The organism is Hypericibacter terrae, assembly GCF_008728855.1.
GTDB lineage: Bacteria > Pseudomonadota > Alphaproteobacteria > Dongiales > Dongiaceae > Hypericibacter > Hypericibacter terrae.
Genome location: NZ_CP042906.1, coordinates 126135 through 149039, shown reverse-complemented (window position 1 = coordinate 149039; position 22905 = coordinate 126135). Strand labels below are relative to the sequence as shown.

19 protein-coding genes and 1 tRNA gene are annotated in these 22905 nt (G+C 65.8%); 11 read left to right on the top strand and 9 right to left on the bottom strand.

The window, feature by feature from the left end:
* Positions 1-3 precede the first annotated feature (3 nt).
* Both FRZ44_RS00710 and FRZ44_RS00705 read right to left on the bottom strand, forming a co-directional pair.
* Positions 4-1911 (bottom strand): stimulus-sensing domain-containing protein, encoded by a 1908-nt coding sequence (locus tag FRZ44_RS00710; protein ID WP_151175369.1) that lies wholly within the window; start codon positions 1909-1911, stop codon positions 4-6.
* Positions 1912-1984: 73 nt separating this feature from the next.
* Positions 1985-2695: a response regulator transcription factor gene (locus FRZ44_RS00705; protein ID WP_151175368.1), complete on the bottom strand. Its 711-nt coding sequence runs from the start codon at positions 2693-2695 to the stop codon at positions 1985-1987.
* 340 nt (positions 2696-3035) lie between these two features.
* Here FRZ44_RS00705 and FRZ44_RS00700 point away from each other — a divergent pair, with 340 nt between their 5' ends.
* The gene (locus tag FRZ44_RS00700) at positions 3036-3752 is read left to right on the top strand and encodes a HugZ family pyridoxamine 5'-phosphate oxidase (protein ID WP_191908335.1); all 717 of its coding nucleotides are present in this window, start codon (positions 3036-3038) and stop codon (positions 3750-3752) included.
* 180 nt (positions 3753-3932) lie between these two features.
* Here the strand turns inward: FRZ44_RS00700 and polA are convergent, their stop codons facing one another.
* Both polA and FRZ44_RS00690 read right to left on the bottom strand, forming a co-directional pair.
* On the bottom strand, positions 3933-6794 hold the full coding sequence (gene polA, locus FRZ44_RS00695) for a DNA polymerase I (protein WP_151175366.1): 2862 nt from the start codon (positions 6792-6794) through the stop codon (positions 3933-3935).
* 106 nt (positions 6795-6900) lie between these two features.
* Positions 6901-7098: a zinc-finger domain-containing protein gene (locus FRZ44_RS00690; RefSeq protein ID WP_151175365.1), complete on the bottom strand. Its 198-nt coding sequence runs from the start codon at positions 7096-7098 to the stop codon at positions 6901-6903.
* A 345-nt stretch (positions 7099-7443) separates the two neighbouring features.
* Here FRZ44_RS00690 and FRZ44_RS00685 point away from each other — a divergent pair, with 345 nt between their 5' ends.
* Together FRZ44_RS00685 and FRZ44_RS00680 are read left to right on the top strand one after the other, a co-directional pair.
* Entirely contained in the window at positions 7444-8445 is a 1002-nt protein-coding gene (locus FRZ44_RS00685; RefSeq protein ID WP_407658106.1) for an ABC transporter ATP-binding protein, read from the top strand.
* Complete coding sequence (locus FRZ44_RS00680; protein ID WP_151175363.1) at positions 8442-9503, top strand: alpha/beta hydrolase; 1062 nt, start codon at positions 8442-8444, stop codon at positions 9501-9503. The genes FRZ44_RS00685 and FRZ44_RS00680 overlap by 4 nt, the downstream gene beginning before the upstream one ends.
* A 117-nt stretch (positions 9504-9620) precedes the next feature.
* Here the strand turns inward: FRZ44_RS00680 and FRZ44_RS00675 are convergent, their stop codons facing one another.
* A complete protein-coding gene (locus FRZ44_RS00675) occupies positions 9621-10202 on the bottom strand; it encodes a DUF2478 domain-containing protein (RefSeq protein ID WP_151175362.1) in 582 nt (193 codons plus the stop codon).
* Between the two features lie 254 nt (positions 10203-10456).
* On the opposite strand from FRZ44_RS00675, the gene hemN reads away from it, so the two are divergent.
* Positions 10457-11809: an oxygen-independent coproporphyrinogen III oxidase gene (hemN, locus tag FRZ44_RS00670; RefSeq protein WP_151175361.1), complete on the top strand. Its 1353-nt coding sequence runs from the start codon at positions 10457-10459 to the stop codon at positions 11807-11809.
* 374 nt (positions 11810-12183) lie between these two features.
* Here the strand turns inward: hemN and FRZ44_RS00665 are convergent, their stop codons facing one another.
* On the bottom strand, positions 12184-12468 hold the full coding sequence (locus FRZ44_RS00665) for a DUF3572 domain-containing protein (protein ID WP_151175360.1): 285 nt from the start codon (positions 12466-12468) through the stop codon (positions 12184-12186).
* A 61-nt stretch (positions 12469-12529) separates the two neighbouring features.
* Positions 12530-13897 (bottom strand): DUF1214 domain-containing protein, encoded by a 1368-nt coding sequence (locus FRZ44_RS00660; RefSeq protein ID WP_225308484.1) that lies wholly within the window; start codon positions 13895-13897, stop codon positions 12530-12532.
* Between the two features lie 507 nt (positions 13898-14404).
* Here FRZ44_RS00660 and FRZ44_RS00655 point away from each other — a divergent pair.
* The 6 genes from FRZ44_RS00655 to FRZ44_RS27590 all read left to right on the top strand — a co-directional run bounded on the left by FRZ44_RS00655 (position 14405) and on the right by FRZ44_RS27590 (position 20678).
* Entirely contained in the window at positions 14405-16069 is a 1665-nt protein-coding gene (locus tag FRZ44_RS00655; protein ID WP_151175359.1) for a LuxR family transcriptional regulator, read from the top strand.
* Between the two features lie 136 nt (positions 16070-16205).
* Positions 16206-17117, top strand: a complete 912-nt coding sequence (locus FRZ44_RS00650) for an alpha/beta fold hydrolase (RefSeq protein WP_151175358.1) — start codon at positions 16206-16208, stop codon at positions 17115-17117.
* 23 nt (positions 17118-17140) lie between these two features.
* The gene (locus FRZ44_RS00645; RefSeq protein WP_151175357.1) at positions 17141-17974 is read left to right on the top strand and encodes a class I SAM-dependent methyltransferase; all 834 of its coding nucleotides are present in this window, start codon (positions 17141-17143) and stop codon (positions 17972-17974) included.
* A gap of 479 nt (positions 17975-18453) precedes the next feature.
* Complete coding sequence (locus tag FRZ44_RS00640; RefSeq protein ID WP_151175356.1) at positions 18454-19977, top strand: ATP-binding cassette domain-containing protein; 1524 nt, start codon at positions 18454-18456, stop codon at positions 19975-19977.
* A 159-nt stretch (positions 19978-20136) separates the two neighbouring features.
* Positions 20137-20213, top strand: a tRNA-Arg gene (locus FRZ44_RS00635).
* Positions 20214-20333: 120 nt separating this feature from the next.
* Positions 20334-20678 (top strand): excalibur calcium-binding domain-containing protein, encoded by a 345-nt coding sequence (locus FRZ44_RS27590; protein ID WP_225308483.1) that lies wholly within the window; start codon positions 20334-20336, stop codon positions 20676-20678.
* Positions 20679-20825: 147 nt separating this feature from the next.
* Here the strand turns inward: FRZ44_RS27590 and FRZ44_RS00620 are convergent, their stop codons facing one another.
* On the bottom strand, positions 20826-21218 hold the full coding sequence (locus tag FRZ44_RS00620; RefSeq protein WP_151175355.1) for a GFA family protein: 393 nt from the start codon (positions 21216-21218) through the stop codon (positions 20826-20828).
* A 297-nt stretch (positions 21219-21515) separates the two neighbouring features.
* On the opposite strand from FRZ44_RS00620, the gene FRZ44_RS00615 reads away from it, so the two are divergent.
* Positions 21516-21995: a VOC family protein gene (locus tag FRZ44_RS00615; RefSeq protein ID WP_456077621.1), complete on the top strand. Its 480-nt coding sequence runs from the start codon at positions 21516-21518 to the stop codon at positions 21993-21995.
* An 80-nt stretch (positions 21996-22075) separates the two neighbouring features.
* Here the strand turns inward: FRZ44_RS00615 and FRZ44_RS00610 are convergent, their stop codons facing one another.
* A complete protein-coding gene (locus tag FRZ44_RS00610; RefSeq protein WP_151175354.1) occupies positions 22076-22804 on the bottom strand; it encodes a class I SAM-dependent methyltransferase in 729 nt (242 codons plus the stop codon).
* Positions 22805-22905: the final 101 nt, after the last annotated feature.

Here is a 22905-nt window from a genome sequence, read left to right as displayed (position 1 = left end):
GGCTCAGCGCTGCCAGTCGCGGGACTGGCGGTCGCGCGGCTGGCGGTCGCGCGGCTGATGCTCGCGAGCGGGCAGCAGGATCACGAAGCGCGCGCCCAGAATCTCGCCATGCGCATCCTCGATGTTCTCGGCCCAGATCCGCCCGCCCTGGGCCTCGACGATCTGCTTGGAGATGGAGAGGCCCAGGCCCGAATGGGCGCCGAACTTCTCGGCCTTCGGCCGCTCGCTGTAGAAACGCTCGAAGATCGCCTCGAGCTTGCCGGGCGGAATGCCCGGACCGCCATCCTCGACCAGGATGCGGACCATGTCGCCCTGCCGGCCGCAGGCGAGACGGATGCGCCCGTCGGGCGGGCTGAAGGAGACCGCATTGGCGATCAGATTGCGCAACACCTGCACCAGGCGGCTTTCGATTCCCATCACCTCGAGGCCCTGACGCTCGGCGATATCCAGCACCAGCCGGGGCCCCTCCTGGCCGATCGTGTTCTCGTGAAGATCGGCCAGCGCCTGCAGCAGGCGCGGCAGATCGATCGGCTCGCTCTCCGCGCGCGACAATTCCGCATCGAGGCGCGAGGCGTCCGAAATGTCGGTGATGAGGCGGTTGAGCCGCTGGACGTCGTCGAGGATGATGCCCATCAGCTTTTTCTGCTGCACCGGATCCTCGATGCGCGCGACCGTCTCGACCGCGCTCCGGAGCGAAGTCAGCGGATTCTTGATCTCGTGCGCGACGTCGGCGGCGAACCGCTCGATCGCGTCCATCCGCTGCCACAGCGCGTTGGTCATGTCGCGCAGCGCCTCGGCCAGATCGCCGATCTCGTCCTTGCGCTTGCCGAAATCGGGAATCGCCACCTGGCGCCCCGGCACGCGCCGCACGCGGTCGGCCGCTTCCGCCAGGCGATGAATGGGCCGCGCGATGGTGCCGGCGAGATAGAGCGAGAGCAGCGTCGTGATGGCGGCGGCCACCGCGAAGACCTTGAGGATGCCGAGCCGCACCCGGCGCAGCGAATCCTCGATCTCGCGCCCGTCGGTCGAGACCATCAGCGCGCCCAGCACCTGGCGATAGCGCTGCACCGGCACCGCGACCGAGAGGATCATGCCGCCGGCGCCGTTGCTGCGGACCATTTCCGCGGTCTCGCCCTGGAGCGCGCGCTCCGCCTCGGGATAATCCTCGGCCTTCTGGTCGGCCGCCTCGCGATAGAGCGGCATGCGCCGGTTGCCCGGCATCTGCGCGATCACCCAGTCATAGATATCGGCCACCAGATTGCCGAAGAGGTTGTGCTGCTCCTGCGGCGGCAACACCTCGATATCGACCTGGCCCGAGGGTCCGACCAGTTTGAAACTGTCGGCGAGCAGGATGCCGTCGGAGTCGAACAGCCGTGCGCGCACCTTGGAGACGTCGACCAGGCGGCGCACCGTATGGCGCGTGGTCTCGGGCAGGATCTTTTCCTCCCCCAGCGGCCCGGTCACCACGCCGCTGGTGCCGAGCGCGCCGGCGAAGAGCTCGGCCTGCGTGCGCAAGCCCGCCAGCTGCGATTTCACCAGGTCGTCGCGATAGTCGCCGAGATAGAGCAATCCTGCGACCGGAATCGCGATCGCCAGCACATTGAGGGCGAGGATGCGTCGGGTGAGCGGCGACAATCGCCGCCGCCGGCGGCGACGGCGGCGAATGGCGGCCTTGGTGGCCGCATCCGGCTCGCGCTTGCCGGGCGGTTTCGCGATGTCGGGATCGGCGGCCTCGGGCCGGCGCGCCTCGGGCTTCGCCTTGCCCGCGGGCCGGTCGGAGTCGAGCGCGCGGATGCCGTCGAGGCCCGGCGCGCGCGGGCCGGAATCGCGCTTCGCCACCAGCGGGGGATCGCTGTCGCGGCCGGGGCCGCGCTCGGGCCGCGAGGCCCGGAACTCAGGCTCCGCCGACATGAAGGATCGGATCGATGGGCGCCGGCCGGAAGCGTGACAGTGATCTCAGCAGCGTCGGAGGTCTCCGGCCCGATCAGTTCTCGCGATATCGATAACCGACGCCATAGAGCGTCTCGATCATCTGGAACTCGCCATCGGACGATTTGAATTTCTTGCGCAGCCTTTTGACATGGCTGTCGATGGTCCGGTCGTCGACATAGATATGCTCGCCATAGGCCGCGTCCATCAGCTGGTCGCGGCTCTTCACATGGCCCGGGCGCTGCGCCAGCGCCTTCAGCAGCAGGAACTCGGTGACGGTGAGCTGCACCGCCTGGCCCTTCCAGGTACAGGCATGGCGCATCGGATCCATCACCAGCTCGCCGCGCACGATGCTCTCGGGATTGCCCGCGCCTTGCGGCGAGGCCTCGGCCTCGCGCACCAGGGTCTCGCGGCGCAGCAACGTGCGGATGCGCTCGATCAGCAACCGCTGCGAGAAGGGCTTCTTGATGTAATCGTCGGCGCCCATGCGCAAGCCCATGATCTCGTCGACCTCGTCGTCCTTCGAGGTCAGGAAGATCACCGGCAGGTCGCTGGTGCGGCGCAGCCGCTCCAGGAGCTCCATGCCGTCCATGCGCGGCATCTTGATGTCGAGGATGGCAAGGTCCACCGGCTGCGCCGTCAGCGCGCGCAGGGCCTCGGCGCCGTCCGTATAGGTGCGCACGTTGAAACCTTCGGCTTCCAGCGTGATCTGGACCGAGGTCAGGATATTGCGGTCGTCATCGACCAGCGCGATCGTCTGAGCCATGGCTCTGCATCTTCCCCCAGGAGCAAGTCTAAAGCGTTGATCGGGTCCCCGCCAGCGAACGAGTCCCAGCCCGGTTCCGGGCCGCATGGCGGCCGAATTGCGACGCTCCTGGTTGTCGTGGTGGAATATGGCGCCATTTTGGCGCTTGCCAAGGCAATTCCGAGACGAAATGCTCGATTTTCGAGGTGTTTGCCCCGACTTTGCCATGTTGGTGACCGGGCCGCCGTCGTCCTCCGCTCCACCGCTCGGGAGTTGCCATGCCCATTCGACGAGTCAGCAGGCCTGACATCCGCCGGAATCGCGCCCCATCCCTTTCGACGCCGCGATCCGAGGTGGCGCGTTGAACCCGACGCCGGCGGGCCCGGCCGAGCCTGCGGGCCACACCGAGACGCCGGGGCAGCTCGCGCGCCGGTTGCTGCGCGAGGCGGTCAAGGCGACGCTCGCCACCCGCCTCGAGGGCGGCACGATCGAGGGCTCCTGGCCCTACGCGTCGCTGGTCCTGGTCGCGGCCGACGTGGACGGCACGCCGATCCTGCTGCTGTCGAAGCTGGCGCAGCACACGCACAACATCGACGGCAATCCGCATGTGAGCCTGATGGTCGACGGCACCGACGGCCACAAGGATGTCCTGACCGGGCCCCGCGTCACGCTGCTCGGCCGCGCGCGCCGGACCGAGGACCCGCAATCGAAGCGCCGCTTCATCGCGCGCCACCCGTCGGCGGCGCTCTATGCCGGCTTCAGGGATTTCCATGTCTATCGCATCGAGCTCGAGCGCGCCCATCAGGTGGCGGGCTTCGGACGCATCGAATGGATCGAGCGCGATCAGCTGCTGCTGCCGGCGACGCAATGCCTGAGCTGCGGCGATTCCGAGGAGGCGATCCTCGCGGCCGTCAATGAAGGCCGCGACGAGCAGCAATGGCAGGCGGTGGCGCTCGATCCCGAGGGCGTCGACCTGCGCCGCGGCACGGAGCTGCGCCGCGTCGCCTTCGAGGAGCCGCTCACCAGCATGAAGAAGGCCCCCGTGCTGGTGACGCGGGCGCTGGAGGCAGTGGGCTGACGATCGCCTGATTTCTTTCCTCTCCCTTACAAAGTGAGGGAGAGGGTTGCGAAGAGTGAGTCGGAGCGAAGCGGAGACTTACTCGGAGCTGGGTGAGGGTGAACCTTCGACCCACCTCACCCTGCCCTCTCCCCCGCTACGCGGGCGGAGAGGAAGGATTTTCTCTGCAGCGCTATCGCTTCAATGTGCGTCGGCCCAGTTGTCGGCGGTGCCGGTCTCGGCGACGAGCGGCACGTCGAGTTCGAGTGCCGGCGCGCAGGCGCGTTCCATGACCTTCTTCACCAGGGCCGCGGTGTCCTTGGCTTCGGCCTTCGGCACCTCGAACAGCAGTTCGTCATGGACTTGCAGCAGCATGCGGGCCTGGAGCTTCGCGTCGGCCAGCGCCGCGGGCACGCGGATCATGGCGCGCTTGATGATGTCGGCGGCGGTGCCCTGCAGCGGCGCGTTGATCGCGGCACGTTCCATGAAGGAACGGCGCGCGGGATTCTTGTCGAGGATGCCCGGCACATGGCAGCGCCGGCCGAACAGCGTCAGCACATAGCCATGGTCGCGTGCGAATTTCTTGGTGCGGTCCATATAGCCGAGGATCTCGGGATAGCGCTTGAAATAGGCGTCGATATAGGCGCGCGCCTCGCCCTGCGGGATGCCCAGCTGGGCCGCCAGGCCGAAGGCGCTGATGCCGTAGATGATGCCGAAATTGATCGCCTTGGCGCGGCGGCGGACCATCGGATCCATGCCCTTGACCGGCACGCCGAAGACCTGGCTCGCGGTCATGGCATGGATGTCGATGCCTTCGCGGAAGGCTTCCTTGAGTTGCGGCACCTCGGCCATATGGGCCGCGAGGCGCAGCTCGATCTGCGAATAATCGACCGAGAGCAGCACCCATCCCTTCTCGGCGACGAAGGCGCGGCGGATCTTGCGGCCCTCCTCGGTGCGGATCGGAATGTTCTGCAAATTCGGATCGGTCGAGGAGAGTCGGCCGGTGGAGGTCGCCGCCAGCGCGAAGCTGGTATGAACGCGGCCGGTCCTGGCGTTGATCTGCTCCTGCAGCGAGTCCGTATAGGTGCTCTTGAGCTTGGAGAGCTGGCGCCAGTCCAGCACGCGCGCCGGCAGGTCGTGGCCCTGCGCCGCCAGCTCCTCGAGCACATCGGCGCCGGTCGCATAGGCGCCGGTCTTGCCCTTCTTGCCGCCGCCCAGTCCCATCTCGTCGAACATCACCTCGCCCAGCTGCTTGGGCGAGCCGATGTTGAACTCATGGCCGGCGAGCTTGTGGATCTGCTTCTCCAGCTCGATCAGCCGCGCGGCGAAATCGGCGGAGAGGTCCTGCAGCACCTTGCGGTCGAGCCTGACGCCCGCGCGCTCCATCGCCATCACCACCGGCACCAGCGGCCGGTCGATGGTCTCGTAGACGGTCGCGAGACGTTCGGCCAGCATCTGGGGTTTGAGCACCTGATGCAGCCGCAAGGTGACGTCGGCATCCTCGGCCGCATAGGCGAGCGCCTTGTCGAGCGGCACGCGATCGAAGGTCACCTGCGCCTTGCCGGTGCCGGCGACCTCCTCATAGTGGATCGTGCGGTGGTTCAGATGCAGCTCGGAGAGCTCGTCCATCCCATGGCCGTGGGCGCCGCCGGCGAGCACGTAGGAGATCAGCATGGTGTCGTCATAGGGCGCGATGGCGATGTCATGCGCCGCCATGATCGTCATGTCGTATTTGATGTTCTGCCCGATCTTGAGCACCGAAGGGTCTTCGAGCAGCGGCTTGATCAGGGCGAGCGCCTTCGCCAGGGGAATCTGGTTGGGCAGCAATCCGCCCTCCCCGTCGCCGCCGAGATCGAGCTGGCCTTGCGGCGGCCCGCCGCGATGGCCGACCGGCACATAGCAGGCGCGGCCCGTTTCGATGGCGAGAGAGAACCCAACGAGCGAGGCCTGCATCGGATCGATCGAGGTGGTCTCGGTGTCGAACGCGACCGCGCCCTTCTCGCGCGCCGCCGCGACCCACCGGGCGAGTTCCGCCTCGGTCATGACCAGCTCATAGGCCGCCTCGCCCGTGGGCTTGGCCGAGGCCGCCGCCTGCTTCGCGGCCGCATGGCCTTTGCCGCTGCCGTCCGCCACCGCGGCGTCGCCGGCGCTCTTCTTGGCGAACTGGCCCTGGACCCGCGCCAGCACGGAACGGAACTGGTTCTCCTCGAGGAACGGGATCAGCAGCGCCGCGTCGGGCTCGCGCCGCGCGAAGGCGGTGAAAGGCTGCTTTACCGGCACGTCGTTCTTGAGCAGCACCAACCGGCGGCTGATCCGCGCGAGCTCGGCATTCTGCTGCAGGGCTTCGCGCCGCTTCGGCTGCTTGATCTCGCCCGCGCGCGCCAGGAGCTCCTCGAGCGAGCCATAAGTCTTGATCAGCTCGGCCGCGGTCTTGACGCCGATGCCGGGCACGCCCGGCACATTGTCGCTCGAATCGCCGGCCAGCGCCTGCACCTCGACCACCTTGTCGGGGCCGACGCCGAACTTCTCCTCGACCTCGGCCGGACCGATCGGTCGGTTCTTGATCGGGTCGAGCATGCTGACCTGCGGGCCGATCAGCTGCATCAGATCCTTGTCGGAGGAGACGATCGTCACCTGCGCGCCGGCTTCGGCCGCCTGGCGCGCGTAGGTCGCGATCAGGTCGTCGGCCTCGAAGCCCTCCATCTCGAGCTGCGGCACGTTGCAGGCCTTGGTCGCCTCGCGGATCAGCGCGAATTGCGGGATCAGCTCGGGCGGCGGCGGCGGACGGTGGGCCTTGTAGTCCGGAAAGATGTCGTTGCGATAATTCTTGCGCGCGGTGTCGAACAGCACGGCGATATATTCCGCGTCCGTGTCCGAGACCAGCTTCAGCAGCATGTTGGTGAAGCCCAGCACCGCATTGACGGGCGTCCCGTCGGGACGCGTCAGCGGCGGGAGGGCATGGAAGGCGCGGAAGATGTAGCCGGAGCCGTCGATCAGGAAGACGTGATCGGGCTTCTTGGCTGGGGCCTTCTCGTCGGCGGGGCTGGTCTTGGCCGCGCTCATGTCGGGCTCTCCTCGCGCGGTGGACGATGGGCGGGCGAAATCCCGGGCGGAAAGACCCGGCGCCAGGGTCGGCGGATCGACGGGCAGCGGCGGCGCGGACGAGGGCTCAGTGGCCGCCGGCCTTGGCACCCGCCTTCAGCACATAAAGCCGGCTGCAATAGGGGCATTCGATGCTGCCAGAGGCGCCGATCTCGAGATAGACGCGCGGATGGCCCAGGGGGCCGTCCCCGCCGTCGCAGGCGACCGTCCGGCTGTCGGTCTGGATGGTCTCGAAAGGCTCGCGGGTCTGCGTCGCCGTTGTCATTCGATCTTCCGACTCTCTTAAGCAGACCCACATAACCTTGGCGCGGTGGAGCCTTGGCGCCCGTGAGCCTGACGATCCCGTAATGCCGGCAGGGTCTTGGCCGCGGCGGGCCGCCGCTGAGGAGCGCCCGGCGTTGACCCCCAAGCGGCGCGGATGATACCCATGGCGTGGCCCCCAGACAAGGCGAGGTGCCGCGGCCAGGACAGGCTCCCGGAGCCCCGCATCGGAACCCCATTCGGCGCCGCCGCCCCGCTTTCCTCGATCACCCATGAGATCAGCCGCTTGTCCGCCATCGCCGCCGAAAACCGCCTGACCCGCAGCCCCGACGCCGCCGTCGGCACGGCGTTGACCGGCGCCACCGCGGTCGATCCCGCGACGGCCGCGGTCTCGATCCAGGGCCTGAACAAGATCTATCGGCGCAAGAAGGGCGGCGACAAGCAGGCCCTCTTCGACATCAACCTGACCATCGGGCGCGGCGAGCTGTTCGGCCTGCTGGGACCCAACGGCGCCGGCAAGTCCACCATGATCAACATCATGGCGCAGCTCGTGAACAAGACCAGCGGACAGGTCGGGGTCTGGGGCCACGATCTCGACCGCGAGCCGCGCCAGGTGGCGGCGGCGATCGGCGTGGTGCCGCAGGAACTCAATATCGATCCCTTCTTCACGCCGCGCGAGCTCTTGGATCTGCAGGCCGGCCTCTATGGCGTGCCGCGCGCCGAGCGGCGTACCGCCGAATTGCTGGCGGCCATGCGCCTGACCGAGCAGGCCGACTCCTATGCGCGCTCGCTCTCGGGCGGCATGCGGCGGCGGCTGATGGTGGCGAAGGCCATGGTCCATACGCCGCCGGTGCTGGTGCTCGACGAACCCACGGCCGGCGTCGATGTCGAGCTGCGCCAGCAGCTCTGGGCCTATGTGCGCGAGCTCAACCGTGCCGGCACGACCGTGCTGCTGACGACGCACTACCTGGAAGAGGCGGAAGAGCTCTGCGGGCGCATCGCCATCATCAATCACGGCAAGCTCATCGCCTGCGACACCACCGACGCGTTGCTGGCGCGCCTCGACAGCAAGGAGATCGTCTTCATCGCCGGCCGCGATCTGACCGAACCGCCCGCCTCGCTCGCGCGCTGGGACGCGACGCTGCTCGACCCGCGCCGCCTGCGGCTGCGCTATCGCCCCAGCGCCACCAAGGTGGCCGAGATCCTGGCGGCCCTGCAGAGCGCCGGCATCGAGGTTATCGACATCTCCACGCTCGAGACCGACCTCGAGGACATCTTCCTGCAGCTGACGCGCCGTGACGACGTCACGATCGACGCGACCGCCGCCGCCGCGCGAGGCCGCCGTCCATGATCCGCGCCCGCGGCCGGCGGCGCCTGGCGGCCCTGCTTCTGGCGGGGCTGCTGTCGCTGGGCGCATTGTCGATGAGCGCCTGCGCGCCCACCGTCATGGCGGAGGGCCCGCCGGTGACGAGCCCGCATTTCGACAATGACAAGCTGGTGATGGCGGACGGCATCGCACTCCCCTTGCGCCAATGGCTGCCCGAGGGCCAGCCGCGCGCCATCATCCTGGCGCTGCATGGCTTCAACGACTACTCGAAGTCGTTCGAGGAGCCGGCCGCCAATTGGGCCTCGCACGGCATCGCCACCTTCGCCTATGACCAGCGCGGCTTCGGCTATGCGCCCGATTTCGGCTATTGGCCCGGCACCGACACCATGGTCGAGGATCTGCGCAGCGCGACCTCCCTCATCCGCGCGCGCTATCCCGGGACCCCGCTCTATCTCCTGGGCGAAAGCATGGGCGGCGCCCTGATCATGACCGCCGAGACGGCGCCCCATCCGCCCGACTGCGACGGCGTGATCCTGGCGGCCCCCGCGATCTGGGGCCGCGAGCTGCAGGGGCCGGTCGGCGCCGGCGCGCTCTGGTTCTTCGCCCACACCGTGCCCTGGCTCACGGTCAGCGGCGGCGGCTTCAATGTGAAACCGTCGGACAACATCAAGATGCTGCGGGCGCTCGGCGCCGATCCGCATGTGATCAAGGAGACGCGCGTCGACGCGGTCTATGGGCTGGTCGATCTCATGGATCGCGCGCTGGCCGCCGCCCCCGAGCTCAAGACCCGCGCCCTCGTGCTCTATGGCCAGCGCGAGCAGGTGCTGCCTTCGAGTGCCGCGATGACGATGCTGCGCCGCCTGCCGCCGCCGCCCGGGCGTCCCCGGATCGCGATCTACCAGTCCGGCTATCACATGCTGCTGCGCGATCTCGAAGGCGACGTGGTGCGCGAGGATGTGGCGGCCTGGGTGCTGAATCCGACGCTGGCGGCGCTCCCCTCGGGCGCCGACACGCGCGCCGAGGCGATGCTGAAGAGCGATGCGCCGGAGCTGAAACCCGTGTCGCAGGCCGCGGTGCCCTGACCGGACGCGTTTCCTGCGCCCGTCCGCGCCGCCATCAGGCCGCGCACCTGACCTGAGCAACGCGCGGCTATGCTCTCGTCGGAATGGCCCGGCCCTGTGCAGGCGCCGGAAGCTCTTTCATCGCACCAGGCCTTGATCGACCCACGGGGCCGGTTCCGGCGTTTGATTCTGGGGATGTTCCCGGTTCTTCCTCACGGCGCGCCACCACGCGTCGACCTTGTCCGGCTCCGCCGGCAAGGTCACGAAGAGAGGCGACGCAAACCGCGTCCAGGCTTCATAAGAGGCCGGAGATACCGAGGTGAGAACGGGCACGCCAACCTCGATCGCCGCGATGAACGCGGCCATGAGGCCCTCGCGCGCGGCCTCGAGCTTCCCGAACTTGCTGATCAGAACCAGATCGCATCCCGCGACGATATCCCTTCGGACCGCCTCGCAAGCCGAGATCGCACCCGATCCATCGACATTGCAGGCGGTCGAGCCGGCCCCCAAATCTTGAAAGATCGGGTAGCAGCTTCCGTCCGCGATGCTCCGCAGCAGCCCCGCGCAGCGGGTTCGATCCGCCAGCCCATGGCTGTCTTCGATCACACCGGCGAGGCGGGCGCTCGGCCGCCAGCGCTCGGCCAGGGCCCGAAACATCTCCTGAATGGCCGCGCTGGGTGCGCCCTGCACCGCGGCGATCGTCTTAACTGCTTGATTCATTGCGTTTCTCTTGAAAAGACCCAGTTCTTATCCTTCGGCAAATCTGCGACAGCCTAGCCGGTTCGGCGCGCGCGGAAATTGAGCTAGCGCAAGGCTGCCGCCCGACGGGGCGACTAATTTGACCCTGTCGTAACGGTCGCTTGCGGGCTTTTTGTCGGCGGCAGCCTCGCCTCCGATCCGCCTTCCCCATCGTTCCGACAGTGGCCGTTCGATCGCTGCCGCCCTTCCGCAGAGGGCTGGAGGAGAGCGACTGCATGAATGAGAAGCCTTGGGCCCGTTACGCGGAGGAGCGCTTGCCTCGCTATACGAGCTATCCGACCGCGCCGCATTTCACCCCGGCCGTCTCGTCGCGAATCTATCGCGAATGGCTCGCGGCCCTTCCGCGCGCAGCGCCCGTCTCCCTGTATCTGCATATTCCATTCTGCCGCTCGATGTGCTGGTACTGCGGCTGTCACACGGTCATTACCCGGCGCGACGGTCCGATCGTCGACTATCTGGCCGCCCTGAGTCGCGAAATCGAGACCGTCGCCGATCTGCTCGGCGCCCCGCTTCCGGTCCAGAATCTGCATTTCGGCGGTGGGACACCGACCATCATCGCGCCCGAGGCGCTTCGCAGCCTGGTCGATCTGCTGCGGCAACGGTTCCGTCTGGCACCGGCGGGAGAGATTGCCGTCGAGATCGACCCGCGTACGCTGACCCCCGCCATGACCGCGACGCTCGGAGAGGTCGGCGTCACGCGGGCAAGCCTCGGCGTCCAGAGCTTCGATCCGCAAGTGCAGAGGGCCATCAACCGGATCCAGACTGTCGAGCAGACGGCAGCGGCCATGACGGCTCTCCGCGCGGCGGGCGTGCAAGGGGTCAATGTCGATCTCATCTACGGCCTGCCGGGCCAGACGGTCCAATCCTGCATCGAGACCGCCAAGCTATGTATCGAGCTGCGCCCGGACCGCTTTTCGGTTTTCGGTTATGCCCATGTACCGGCGTTCAAGAAGCACCAGCGGAAGATCGCCGAGACCAGTCTTCCGCAAGGCGCGGCGCGATTCGATCAGGCGGAAGCGATCGCCGAGACCCTTGTGGCGGCCGGATATGCGCGCATCGGTTTCGACCATTACGCGTTGCCCGGCGATCCGATGGAGCGGGCGCAAGCGAGCGGCGGCCTGCGTCGCAATTTCCAGGGCTACACCGCCGATTCTTGCGAAACCTTGATCGGTTTCGGCGCTTCGGCCATCGGTCGTTTGCCGCAAGGCTATGTGCAGAACGAGGTGATCCTTGGACGCTATGCCGAACAGGTGCTGCGAGGCGAATTTGCGACGGCAAAGGGATATCTGCTGACCGCGGACGACCTTTTGCGCGCCGAACTGATCGAGCGGCTGATGTGCGATCTGGAAGTCGATATCGGGCGCATCTGCGCGCAACGTTTCCCCTCGTCGGACGTGCTCGCTCAATCGATGCCCCGGCTCCAGGCTCTCGCCGCCGAAGGGATCGTCCATCTGGACGGCGCCAAGGTCCGCCTGGCGGGGGATGCGCGCGCGCTGGTGCGCGTCGTTGCCTCTGCCTTCGACGCCTATCTCGCCTCCTCCAGTCGAGTCCATAGCCGAGCCGTGTGAGCGGCGCACATACAAGGATTAGGGGTGATTCCGATGCTCTCGTCCCGTTCGGCCTTGCCGACGCAGCCCCCGTTGTTTTCATTGGCGCTGCGCACATTGCCGCTCCTGCCGCTTCAGCCATTGCTCGCCCTGCTTCTTCAGCGGATCCTGCAGCGCCATCCCGGGATATTCGAGAGGCTCGGCCCCTATGCCGAAAAACGGTACGGCATCGACGCAATCGATCTGCCTTTCGCGTTCGTCCTCGAACCGAGGCCGGTCCGGCCCACGCTCGTGGCCGTGAGGACTTTGCCGCAGCAGATCGACGTGCGCATTGCCGGGGGGCGCGAGGCCGGACGCAGGGCGGCTTCAAAGAGGCTGTTCGGCGATCGGCCGGCTCAGTCGATGATGGCGGCACCCGGCAGCTTGCGCCGCGCGGCGGCGATGCTCTCGGGCAGCACCTGGCTGTGGGAGGCGAAGGCCATGAGATCGGGCTCATGGGCGAGGAGGAAATCCAGGATGGCGCCCAGCAGGTTCGGGTCCTGCGCGCGCGCCTTCAGCCCCTCCAGATCGAGGCCGGAGAGCGCCAGGAAGCGTTCCAGCAGGTCGCTGTCGCCGGCGATATAGGCCAGCGCCATCAGCGCGAGCGTCTCGGGATCGGGGGCGGGATCGGGGCGGACCATGCAAGGGCCATTGTCGCGGGCCCGCCCCTGCTCGCGCAAGCACCCATCGGATGAGGAATGCCTATTCCTTCTTGACCAGCGGCGGCGGGAAATACTCGCCGGCAGTGATCGCCTGGCTGGGGCCGTAGAAGCGGAAGATGAGATTGTAGTTCTCGCCCTCCGGCGTCGGCAGCCAGTTGGCCTTGGGCGTGCCCGAGGGCCGCTTGGGCGCGAACACCAGCGTCAAGGAGCCGTCCGAATTCGGCTTCAGCTTCGACTGGTTGTTGAGCAGGTAGCGCTTGAGCGGATTGTCGATCACCTGGAACTTGACCGAATCCACCGCGACGACCGACCAGAAATAATGCGCCAGGCTTCCCGGCAGCTGGTCCTTCGGGAAGGTCATCGTATAGACGCTGCTGCCGTCGAGCTTGGTGCCGTCGCCATCGCTGTTGGTCCTGAAATAGACCGCCTCGCCGGTGTTGTTGGCCCAGATGCCGGCGAAATCGGCCAGGCTCCGGCTCACATAGTCCGAGCCGTAATTGCCGACCGTGCGGGGCCGGGTCCAGCCATTGCCGGTGGCGCCGAGCTTTTCCAGATCGTCATAGAAGGCGGGGATCGACTGTTCCTGGATCACCTGCTCGATATGGGCGCGCTGCTTCGGGTCGGCGGCGGCGGCGGCCACCTTGTGGACCGTGGCCTGGATCGCCTCCATGCCCGGATTGATGTCGGGTTCGGTGGCGAGCAGCGCCTCGGCGCGGTCGAAGGCATCGATGCCCGGCAGGGCGTCGTTGGCGAAATTCGGCTGGTCGAAGGTCGGCGCGATCACCGGCGTGCCGGTCGCGATCATGGTGGTCTTGCGCTGCAGCTTGATCGCCTGGGCCGGGTCGGATCCCAGCTCGACGCGCATCAGGATCCGCGACTTGCGGCTCGGCAGATCGACGCGCTGGACGCTGCTTTCCAGCAGCACGTTGGCGCCCTTGAGGCAGAGCGCGAACTGGCCGGAGGGATGCTCCGGATAGGTACGCTCATTGATATTGGCGATCGTTTCGCCCCAGCCATTGAGGACCTGCACCGTGTAATAGCGGTCCTTGACGCTGGGCAGCGTGACCATGGTGCAGCTGGATTCGTCGACCGCGATCCAGGCCTCGCTATAGGCGACGTCGAGATTGGGGTTGGCCCCGCTCACCTCGCCGGGCGCGCGGTAAACCACCTGGTTCCATTTGAAGTCGGATCCCAGATCGAACTGTTCCTGGCGCACCACCAGCATGCGGCCCAGGATGTAGATATAGGCATCGGTGATGTCCTGGTCGGCGAGCTTGGGCGCCGGTTTGAAGGTTTCGTTGAAGGTCTCGCAGGCGGCCAGCGACAGCGAGCCGGCCAGCACCAGACCCAATGCGGCCAGGCGGCCGAAAGCGCGGCGCGAGATGCACCGATTCCACACGCGATTCATGATGGTATCCCCCTCATAGACCCCCGATAAAGTATCCCAGAGTGGATGACGACGGGCGGCGATTCAATCAAGAGGAGGTCTGGAGGCCGGGGCAAAAACGTGGCCATAAGCACCAGCCGGCGGCCCAAACCGCCTGAAATCCGCGAAATTCGGCCCCGCCCGCAGGCGCTTGCGCCGCGTTTTACAGGAAGACGGCGCTTGCCGCGTGGTGCCCGCGCGAAGGCTCCTAGTCCAGGTGCACCCATAGCTCCGTTGGATAGCGCGCTACCGTTCTAAGGCGGAGATCCTGAGTTCGAATTTCCGCGGGGCACGCCCAATCTTCGCTAAAGCCCGGGCCCCGGTCCTGGAATACGATTGCTTGGTGCGACAATAAAATATGCACTCAGCCGGGGGTGAATGGCGGAGTCGCATCAGAACGTGGCATTCCGCCGGCTACCGCCAGGCCCAATTGATGCAAGAGTGCTGAATACGTTGCCAATCTGCCGAACTCCCGCCGGAGCGAAGCGTATGAGCAGCTCCAATCAACGCCCATTGCGCGGCAGCGCCTCGGAACGACTCGATCACCTCAAACGGGGCCGAGAGCATTACGAACGGCGGGCCTGGGCCGATGCATACAACTCGCTCGAACGCGCCGACCTTGCAGTTCGGTTGGGAGTCCAAGATCTCGAACTGCTTGCAATGTCCGCCTATCTGATTGGCCGCGAAGACGATTATATGCGGGCGCTCGATCGTGCCCATCACGCCTACATTGATGCAGACGAATGCATGCGCGGGGCCCGTTGCGCGTTCTGGATAGGTCTTTGTCTTCTCTTTCGAGGTGAGACGGGTCCAGCGACCGGGTGGTTCGGCCGCGCCCAGCGCCTGCTCGAACGAGAGGGGCACGATTGCGTGGAGCAGGGATACCTGTTGCTGCCCCTCGTGGAGCAGCACCTCTCCGCGTCGGCTTCGCAAGAGGCATATACCATAGCGACAAGAGCAGCCGAGGTCGGCGAGCGCTTCGGAGAGTCGGATTTGATCGCCTGTGCCCGCCATCTTGAGGGCCGGGCTCTGATGCAGCAGGGGCAGGTTGAACGTGGCCTCGCGCTACTGGATGAAGCCATGGTTGCGGTTATCGCGGGGGAACTGTCCCCGCGCATGACGGGGCTGATTTACTGCAGCGTTATCGACAGTTGCCTGCAAGTTTACGCGTTCGCCCGTGCACGAGAGTGGACCTCCGCCCTGGCTCAGTGGTGCGCAGAGCAGCCGCAGCTCGTCAGCTTTACGGGCGCCTGCCTCGTGCATCGCGCGGAGGTCATGCGGCTGCATGGCGCTTGGGCAGATGCCATTGAGGAGGGACGTCGTGCCTGCGCTGAGGTAATGCAGCAGGCCCCCCCTGCGGCGTTTTATCAGCAGGGGGAGATGCACCGCCTGCGCGGCGAGTTCAAGGCAGCCGAGGGTGCCTATCGCGAGGCGAGCCGCCGTGGATTCGAACCGCAACCTGGCCTAGCCCTTTTGCGGATGGCGCAAGGACATGGCGTCGACGCTGCCGCTACAATTCGTCGGGTAGCGACGGGAACAAGGGACAAGCTACAGCGCACGCGGCTGCTGCCAGCTTATGTCGAGATCATGCTGGGGGTTGGCGACACCCAGAATGCGCGCGCCGCCTGTCGCGAACTGGACAACATTGCGGACGCGCACGATATCCGCGTGCTTCGTGCGATCGCCGCGCACTCCCGCGGATCAGTCGAACTGGCCGAAGGCGATGCCGGAACTGCCTTCAACTCATTACGCTACGCTTTCGAGATCTGGCAACAAGTTGAAGCTCCCTACCAAGCCGCACGCGCAAGAGAGCTGGTGGGGTTGGCTTGCCGGGCCTTGGGAGATAATGAGGGAGCAAGGCTGGAGCTGGAGGCGGCGCGGATTGTATTCAAACAGCTCAGTGCCATGCCGGATCTCGCCCGTGTCGGTTCCCTCGCCATGAGCACATCCTCGGCTCAACTCCATGGGCTGACGTCGCGAGAATTGCAGGTGCTCCGAATGGTCGCCGCCGGCAAGACAAATAAGGCAATTGCTGCCGAGCTGTTCTTGAGCCAGAGGACAGTCGACAGGCATGTGAGCAACTTGATCCGTAAGCTCGATGTCACCTCGCGGACTGCGGCCGCAGCTTACGCCCACAAGCAGAATCTCGTCTGAACCGTCTGCTGCACTTAGCGAAACTACCCATGCCGTCACCTGGCGAAAATTGGGTGGTTTCGCCGAAGCACAGCTCAAGCCCTCCATTGTAGCGTTAATCCCGGAACGACCCCGGAGACGCAACACGGAGGAAGCCATGGGCGCGGTTGCAACACGAATACCCCCTCACAAAGGGAAGGATGAACCCCGCCGACTAGGCGACGACGTTCGCGAACAGCTGATGGCGGAAATGCCGCTCACCGAGCGACGGCTCGACCTTGCAGGCATTTCGACGGCTGTTTTGGAAGGCGGTGATGGCCCGCCGATCGTGCTCCTGCATGGTCCAGGAGAGTATGCAGCCAAGTGGATACGGGTCGTCCCCGATCTGGTGTCGGCCCGTCGTGTGATCGCCCCCGATCTGCCGGGACACGGAATATCGGAAGTGCCCGAAGGCTCGCTGGCGGCTGATCGGGTGCTTGAATGGCTCGACGAGCTGATCGAGCGCACTTGCTCGGCTCCGCCGGTGCTCGTCGGACAAATCCTCGGCGGTGCCATCGCTGCTCGCTTCGCCAGCGATCATGGTGACCGGCTCAGCCGACTGGTGCTTGTCGACACGCTGGGCTTGGCACCATTCCATCCTGCGCCTGAGTTCGGGCTCGCCCTTACCGAATTTATCACTGACCCAACCGAGGACACGCATGACCGTCTCTGGTTGCGATGTGCCTTCGATCTTGACCGCATGCGCGATCGAATGGGCGACAGCTGGAACTGGATCAAGGCGTACAACCTCGACCGGGCGCGCACGCCGAGCCTTCACGCCACTCAGCAAAGCCTCATGAAGCAGTTCGGGATGCCTGCGATCCCGGCGGCAGAGCTGGCACGGATCGCCGTTCCCACGACACTCATCTGGGGGCGCCATGATCTCGCTACACGGCTGCCGGTCGCTGAGGCTGCGAACGCCCGCTACGGATGGCCCCTCCATGTAATCGAGAACGCCGCCGACGATCCGCCCATGGAGCAGCCCGAAGCATTCGTAAAAGCGCTGAGCGCCGCACTCGCGAGCTCTTGATGCTTAGAGCGAAGGAACCAGACATGGCCACTCAGGAACAGCAACAAACGCGAGCCGCGTGGGACAAGATCGCGCCAGGCTATGACAATACTAACACTCCGACCCAGATGTGGTTGGGGAATGAAGGTCTCCGCCGTGCCGGGCTTCTTCCGCGCATGCGGTTCCTGGACGTGGCGGCTGGCAGCGGCGCCCTCAGTATCCCGGCAGCACGCATCGGCGCGCTTGTGCTGGCAACGGACCAGTCCCCAGTCATGCTCGACTTGCTCAAGAAGCGCGCCGACAAGGAGGGGCTCGACATCGAGACCCGGCTCATGGACGGCCATGCTCTCGAATTCGACGACAACAGCTTCGATATGGCCGGATCGCAGTTTGGTGTCATGCTGTTCCCCGACATGCCGAAAGGCATCAGCGAGATGGCGCGGGTGGTCAAACCGGGTGGCCGCGTGCTCATGAATGTGTATGGCGATCCGCGCAAGATTGAATTCTTCGGCTTCTTCGTGAGCGCGATTCAATCTGTCCGTCCCGATTTCGTCGGTCCCCCCATGGATCCTCCTCCACTCCCGTTTCAACTGCGAGAGCCGGAGCGGCTGCGGAAGGAGTTCGCCGCCGCGGGATTGAAGGACATCAGGGTTGAAACCATCACAGAGACCACGAAGTTCCATACGGGCACGGAACTGTGGGAATGGGTCATATGGAGCAACCCGATCGCCGAAGCCGTGCTCGGTGCCCTGAACCTGACGGGCGAAGAAAGAGAAACCATCCGGCAGGCCCTGGAGACGTTGGTTCGCGAGCGCGCCGGCGGCGACGGCCCCGCACTCTTGTCCAATCCGATCAACATCGGCATTGCCACCAAGTGAACAGAGGTTCGGGTTTTCCTACCCCACGCCGTTCACCACATAAGGAGCGGAAGCACGACCGGCCCTTTAGCCTCCGACGAGTGAGTGATAACCAGAACGCAGTCTCTTGCTGTGGTGCAATTCGCAAGCGGTCCTAGGGGATAGTGGGTTTAGAGGCATTGCCCCGCACCACCATCGACGGGATTGCACCGGAACGGGCAGATCGTTATGGTCTTGTCGGTTTCGCACTCGAAAAAAGGAGGGCTGCGTGGACATTTTCTTCCGTCACCATCGTCAGCGTGGCCCCGTGTTGGCCCTGCGGCAATTGCTTGCAGGGCTGACCAAAAGCGGGATCTGACGGCTTCTTAGCCCCATCCATCTCTGGTCTGCCCTTCGTGGCTGTCGACGTCGTGGCACTCTGCGCGCGCGTTCGACAGCCGAAGTTTGGCCTTGGCAGCTTTGCGCCCCATGGGGGCGCCTGTCGAACCAGAGAAAAGAAAATGGGTTCTCTCAGCCTTCGTAACGTCAGCCTCCTTGTCGGCACCCCGCTCTTCAAGGACATCAATCTCGTGGTCGGCGATGGCGATCGCGTGGGGCTCGTCGCCGGCAATGGCGGGGGCAAGACCACGCTGCTGCGCTGCCTGGCGGGGCTAGCTGAATCGAGCAGCGGCGAGATCGATCGCTCGCGCGGGCTTCGGATCGGCTTCGTCGAGCAGGATGTTCCGGCCTCGCTGATGGACCTCACGCTCTATGAGACCATCCGCCGGGCCCTTCCGCCTGAAGAGCGGGAGACGCAGAGCTGGCGCGCCGATCTGGTGCTCGACGAGTTCGAGACGCCTGCCTCCATGCGTGACCGCCCAGTGCGTGCGCTCAGCGGCGGCTGGCAGCGTCTGGCGCTGATCGCCCAATGCTGGGTGACCCAGCCCGATGCCCTGCTGCTCGACGAGCCGACCAACCATCTCGATCTGGCGAAACTGTTTCAGCTCGAGACCTGGATCCACAGCGCCCTGCAGCAAATACCGGTGGTGATCGCCAGTCATGACCGCGATTTCCTCGACGCCTGCACCAACCGGACGCTGTTCCTGCGACCGGAGGCCTCGCATTATTTCGCCCTGCCCTATAGTAAAGCGCGCGCGGCTCTTGCTGAGATCGACGAGGCGGCGGCGGCCAAGCGCGAGCGCGACCTGAAGGAGGCAAGCAAGCTGCGCAAGCAGGCGGCCAAGCTCACCAATATCGGCATCAATTCCGGCAGCGACCTCCTGACGGTGAAGTCGAAATATCTGCGCGAGCGCGCCGCGAAGATCGAGAGCGGCGTCAAATCCCTGCATAAGGAGCGGCCCGGCGAGATCCGGCTCGCCAACAGCGGGACGCATGCGAAGCTGCTGGTGAATGTCGAAGGCGTGGCCGTCACGACGCCGGCCGGAGACATGCTGTTCCGGATCGAGAAGCTGCCGGTCTTCCAGGGCGACCGCATCCTGCTGCTGGGCCGCAACGGTGCCGGCAAATCGCAATTCATCAAGCTGCTGCATCGGGCCATGGCGACGGCGGAGGGCGTGAAGGGCATCCGCGTCACGCCCTCGCTGGTGCTGGGCTATACCGACCAGGACATGTCGCAGCTGCCGGCCACGAGCACGCCCTGGGATTTGATCGCCGCCTTCGGCGTCGGCGACCAGCGCTGCCGCGGATTGCTGGCCCAGGCGGGATTCCCGATCGAGAAGCAGCAGCGGCCGATCGGGGAGCTGAGCTTCGGGCAGCGCGCAAGGTTGGGCCTGCTCGCTTTGCGGCTGACCGAGCCGAACTTCTACCTGATGGACGAGCCGACCAACCATGTCGACATCCCGGGCCGCGAGACCCTGGAGGCCGAGATCCTCGAGCATGAGGCGACCTGCATCCTGGTTTCGCATGACCGCAGCTTCGTGCGCGCCATCGGCTCGCGCTTCTTCCTGATCGAGGGACGGAAGCTCGAGGAGGTCGACAGCCCCGAGGGGTTCTTCGCCGCGATGGCGGCGGAACGGGAGAGTTGATGGACGGCCGGGTCTGAATGGGCGGGCGGGCACTGGAAAGGACCCGCCACCCGGCCGGAATCCGCGAAATTCGGCCGCAGCCGCAAGCCTTTGCGCCGCGCTTTACCCCGGGCCGCCGGTTGCAGTATGGTCCCCCGCTCCAAGGCTTCCAGCCCCTGCGCACCCGTAGCTCAGCTGGATAGAGCGCTGCCCTCCGAAGGCAGAGGTCGTGAGTTCGAATCTCGCCGGGTGCGCCAATATTTCAATGAGTTAGCGAAAGCCGAGGAGTCCTCCGACCGGCGGCGGAAACGACACACGCCAATGGTCGAGCGGGTGCGATTCATGGAGCGTTGGGAAGTGGTCGCTACCGTGATCCCATGCGTCCTTATCCTCAGGCAGAGGCCGCCCTACGCCAGCTGCACCGTCGCTTTGCCAAGGTCTCGCGCCGCCTCGATCGCCGCTCGCGCGCCGGCCGACGCACCTGGTGGACGCTATTCATCGCCGCAGTCTTCATCGGTGCGCTCGGTGGCTATGCCCTGGCAGCGACCGGATCGAATGCTTGGGGTCCGCTGACGACGCTCCGGCACCTAGCCGCCGAACCGAACTGTGCGGCGGCTCGAGCTGTCGGCCTGGCGCCGGCGAGACGTGGAGAGCCCGGCTATTGGCCGCAGCATGATCGCGATGGCGACGGTATCGCCTGCGAACCGTGGACGCCACGTTGACGGCGCGCGCAGAGGTCGAGCTGTTCCTCGTCGGCAACCGGCATCTAACGATCCGCCACTGGGCCGCGATGGAACCACTCCGCGACGCTTCAGCATTTCCTCGACGGCTACCGCAAGGCCGCTCTTCCGAAGTGACGGTCGCCCTACCTACCCCTCGGACCGACCCGTGGCGTCGCGATTGCGCTCGTATCGTCTCGTGAGCGGAAACGGCGGCAACCAGGACTCGCGGCGGACGGTCCAGAGTTCGTAGGTTGGCCTCAGTTGATCGGGGGCATCCAGGGATCCCAGGTTCACTTCGATTTCATCGGCGCTGCGCGAGAAAACGGAGGAGCCGCAGCGGGGACAGAAAAACCGGCCGGCATAGTCGCTTGTTTCGCCCTCGATCGTCACCGCATCCTGAGGGAATATCGCGGACGCGTGGAAAAGGGCCCCGTGATGCTTGCGGCAGTCGAGGCAGTGACAAATGCCGACCCGGTAGGGGAGTCCCAACGCCACAAATCGGACATTGCGGCACAGGCAACCGCCGGTGAATCGGTCCATGCTGCGCCTCCTCTGAGATCAAGCGCTCGGAATGGTTACAACGAACCCCGTCGAGCGTCCATGCTCCGGAATTTTATCGTGCTTTCAACGTATTCCGTCTGGCTCTCAGGCCAAATCTCAGAGGGCCATGGCCTAAACGCCGTTTTCGTCATCGCCCGAGACGGCGCGCCACGCGCGAATCGGCGGAACGTCCGATGGCTCGCCCCCATTATGAGTTCGTGGTGAGTATTGAGGCCGGCGATGAACCGCCCCACATGTGCGGGGCACCAATCGGCTTCGAACTCGAAAGGACAAGCGATGGCGATGGCCAAGAACACGATCTGCCTGTGGTACGACAAGGACGCCGAGGCTGCGGCCCGCTTCTATGCCAAGACCTTTCCCAACAGCTCGGTCGGTGCCGTCCACCGTGCGCCCGGCGACTACCCGTCCGGCAAGGCGGGCGACGTGCTGACGGTCGAATTCACCGTCGCCGGCATCCCCTGTCTCGGCCTCAATGGCGGGCCCGCCTTCACGCATAACGAAGCCTTCTCGTTTCAGATCGCCACCGACGATCAGCAGGAGACCGACCGCTACTGGAACGCCATCGTCGGCAATGGCGGCCAGGAGAGTGCGTGCGGCTGGTGCAAGGACAAATGGGGCCTGTCCTGGCAGATCACGCCGCGGGTGCTGATGGAGGCGCTGGCTGTCGGCGGCGAGGAAGCGAAGCGCGCGTTCGAGGCGATGATGGATATGAAGAAGATCGACGTCGCCGCGATCGAGGCGGCCCGGCGCGGCTGACGGTCCCCGGTCGACCGAACCCGGACCTTCGGCTTCGGGCGAGCGGCGGCAGAGAGGGGTGAAAAACGGTCGCTTGCGGATCAGTCCGCGACGACGACCCGGTATCCCGCGTCATATTCGTCGAGGGTCAGCAATTCGGCGTAGCGGCGCTCCCACGCGCCGGTCTCGAGATCCCGCCTCAGCTTCTCTAATCCCGCTTCGGCGTTGCCGATGGCCCAGAAGGACGAGCTGCCGGACCGGATGTGGGGATCGAGATAGGCCGCAGGCCGGCGCCAATAGGCATAGAGGAACCCGTCGCTGCAATCGTGGGGCACCGGAACGGGCGTGACCTGCACGGAGCCGAGCCATCGTTCGTAGTCGGACATCGTCGGCATCTGCGCCTCGTCCAACGCCGCCAGTTCGGGAAGATAGTCCGTCAGCCAGGGCCGGTGCGACGGATCGAAGGTGAGCAGGACGATCCGGCCGCGTGTCACGCGGCGCATCTCGCGCAAGCCTGCCTCCTTGTCGGGCCAATGATGAATCGTCAGGACCGCCATCGCAGCGTCGAAGCTCCTGTCGTCGAACGGCAGATCCTCGGCGCTGGCCTGAATCGCCTCGGCCGCCGCCGGACCGCGCTTCCGGATCATCTCGCGCGAAGGCTCGACGGCGATCAGGGATCGACCGGCCGGTTCGTAGGAACCGGTGCCCGCGCCGACATTCAGAATAGTTTGCGCCGACCCGAGCGCGCTCTCGATGATCCTGGCGATCCGCCGATCGGGCTTGCGAAGCTCCGCATAGTTGATCCCGATGCCGTCATATTTCGCGCTCATCGCGCTCTTCTCCCGAGAATCACCGGCGTCCGCAAGGCGCCGAAACAGGTCGTTGGCCGCATTTCCGCTCTTGCCTGCGAACTCCGCCGCGAGCGCGCCGT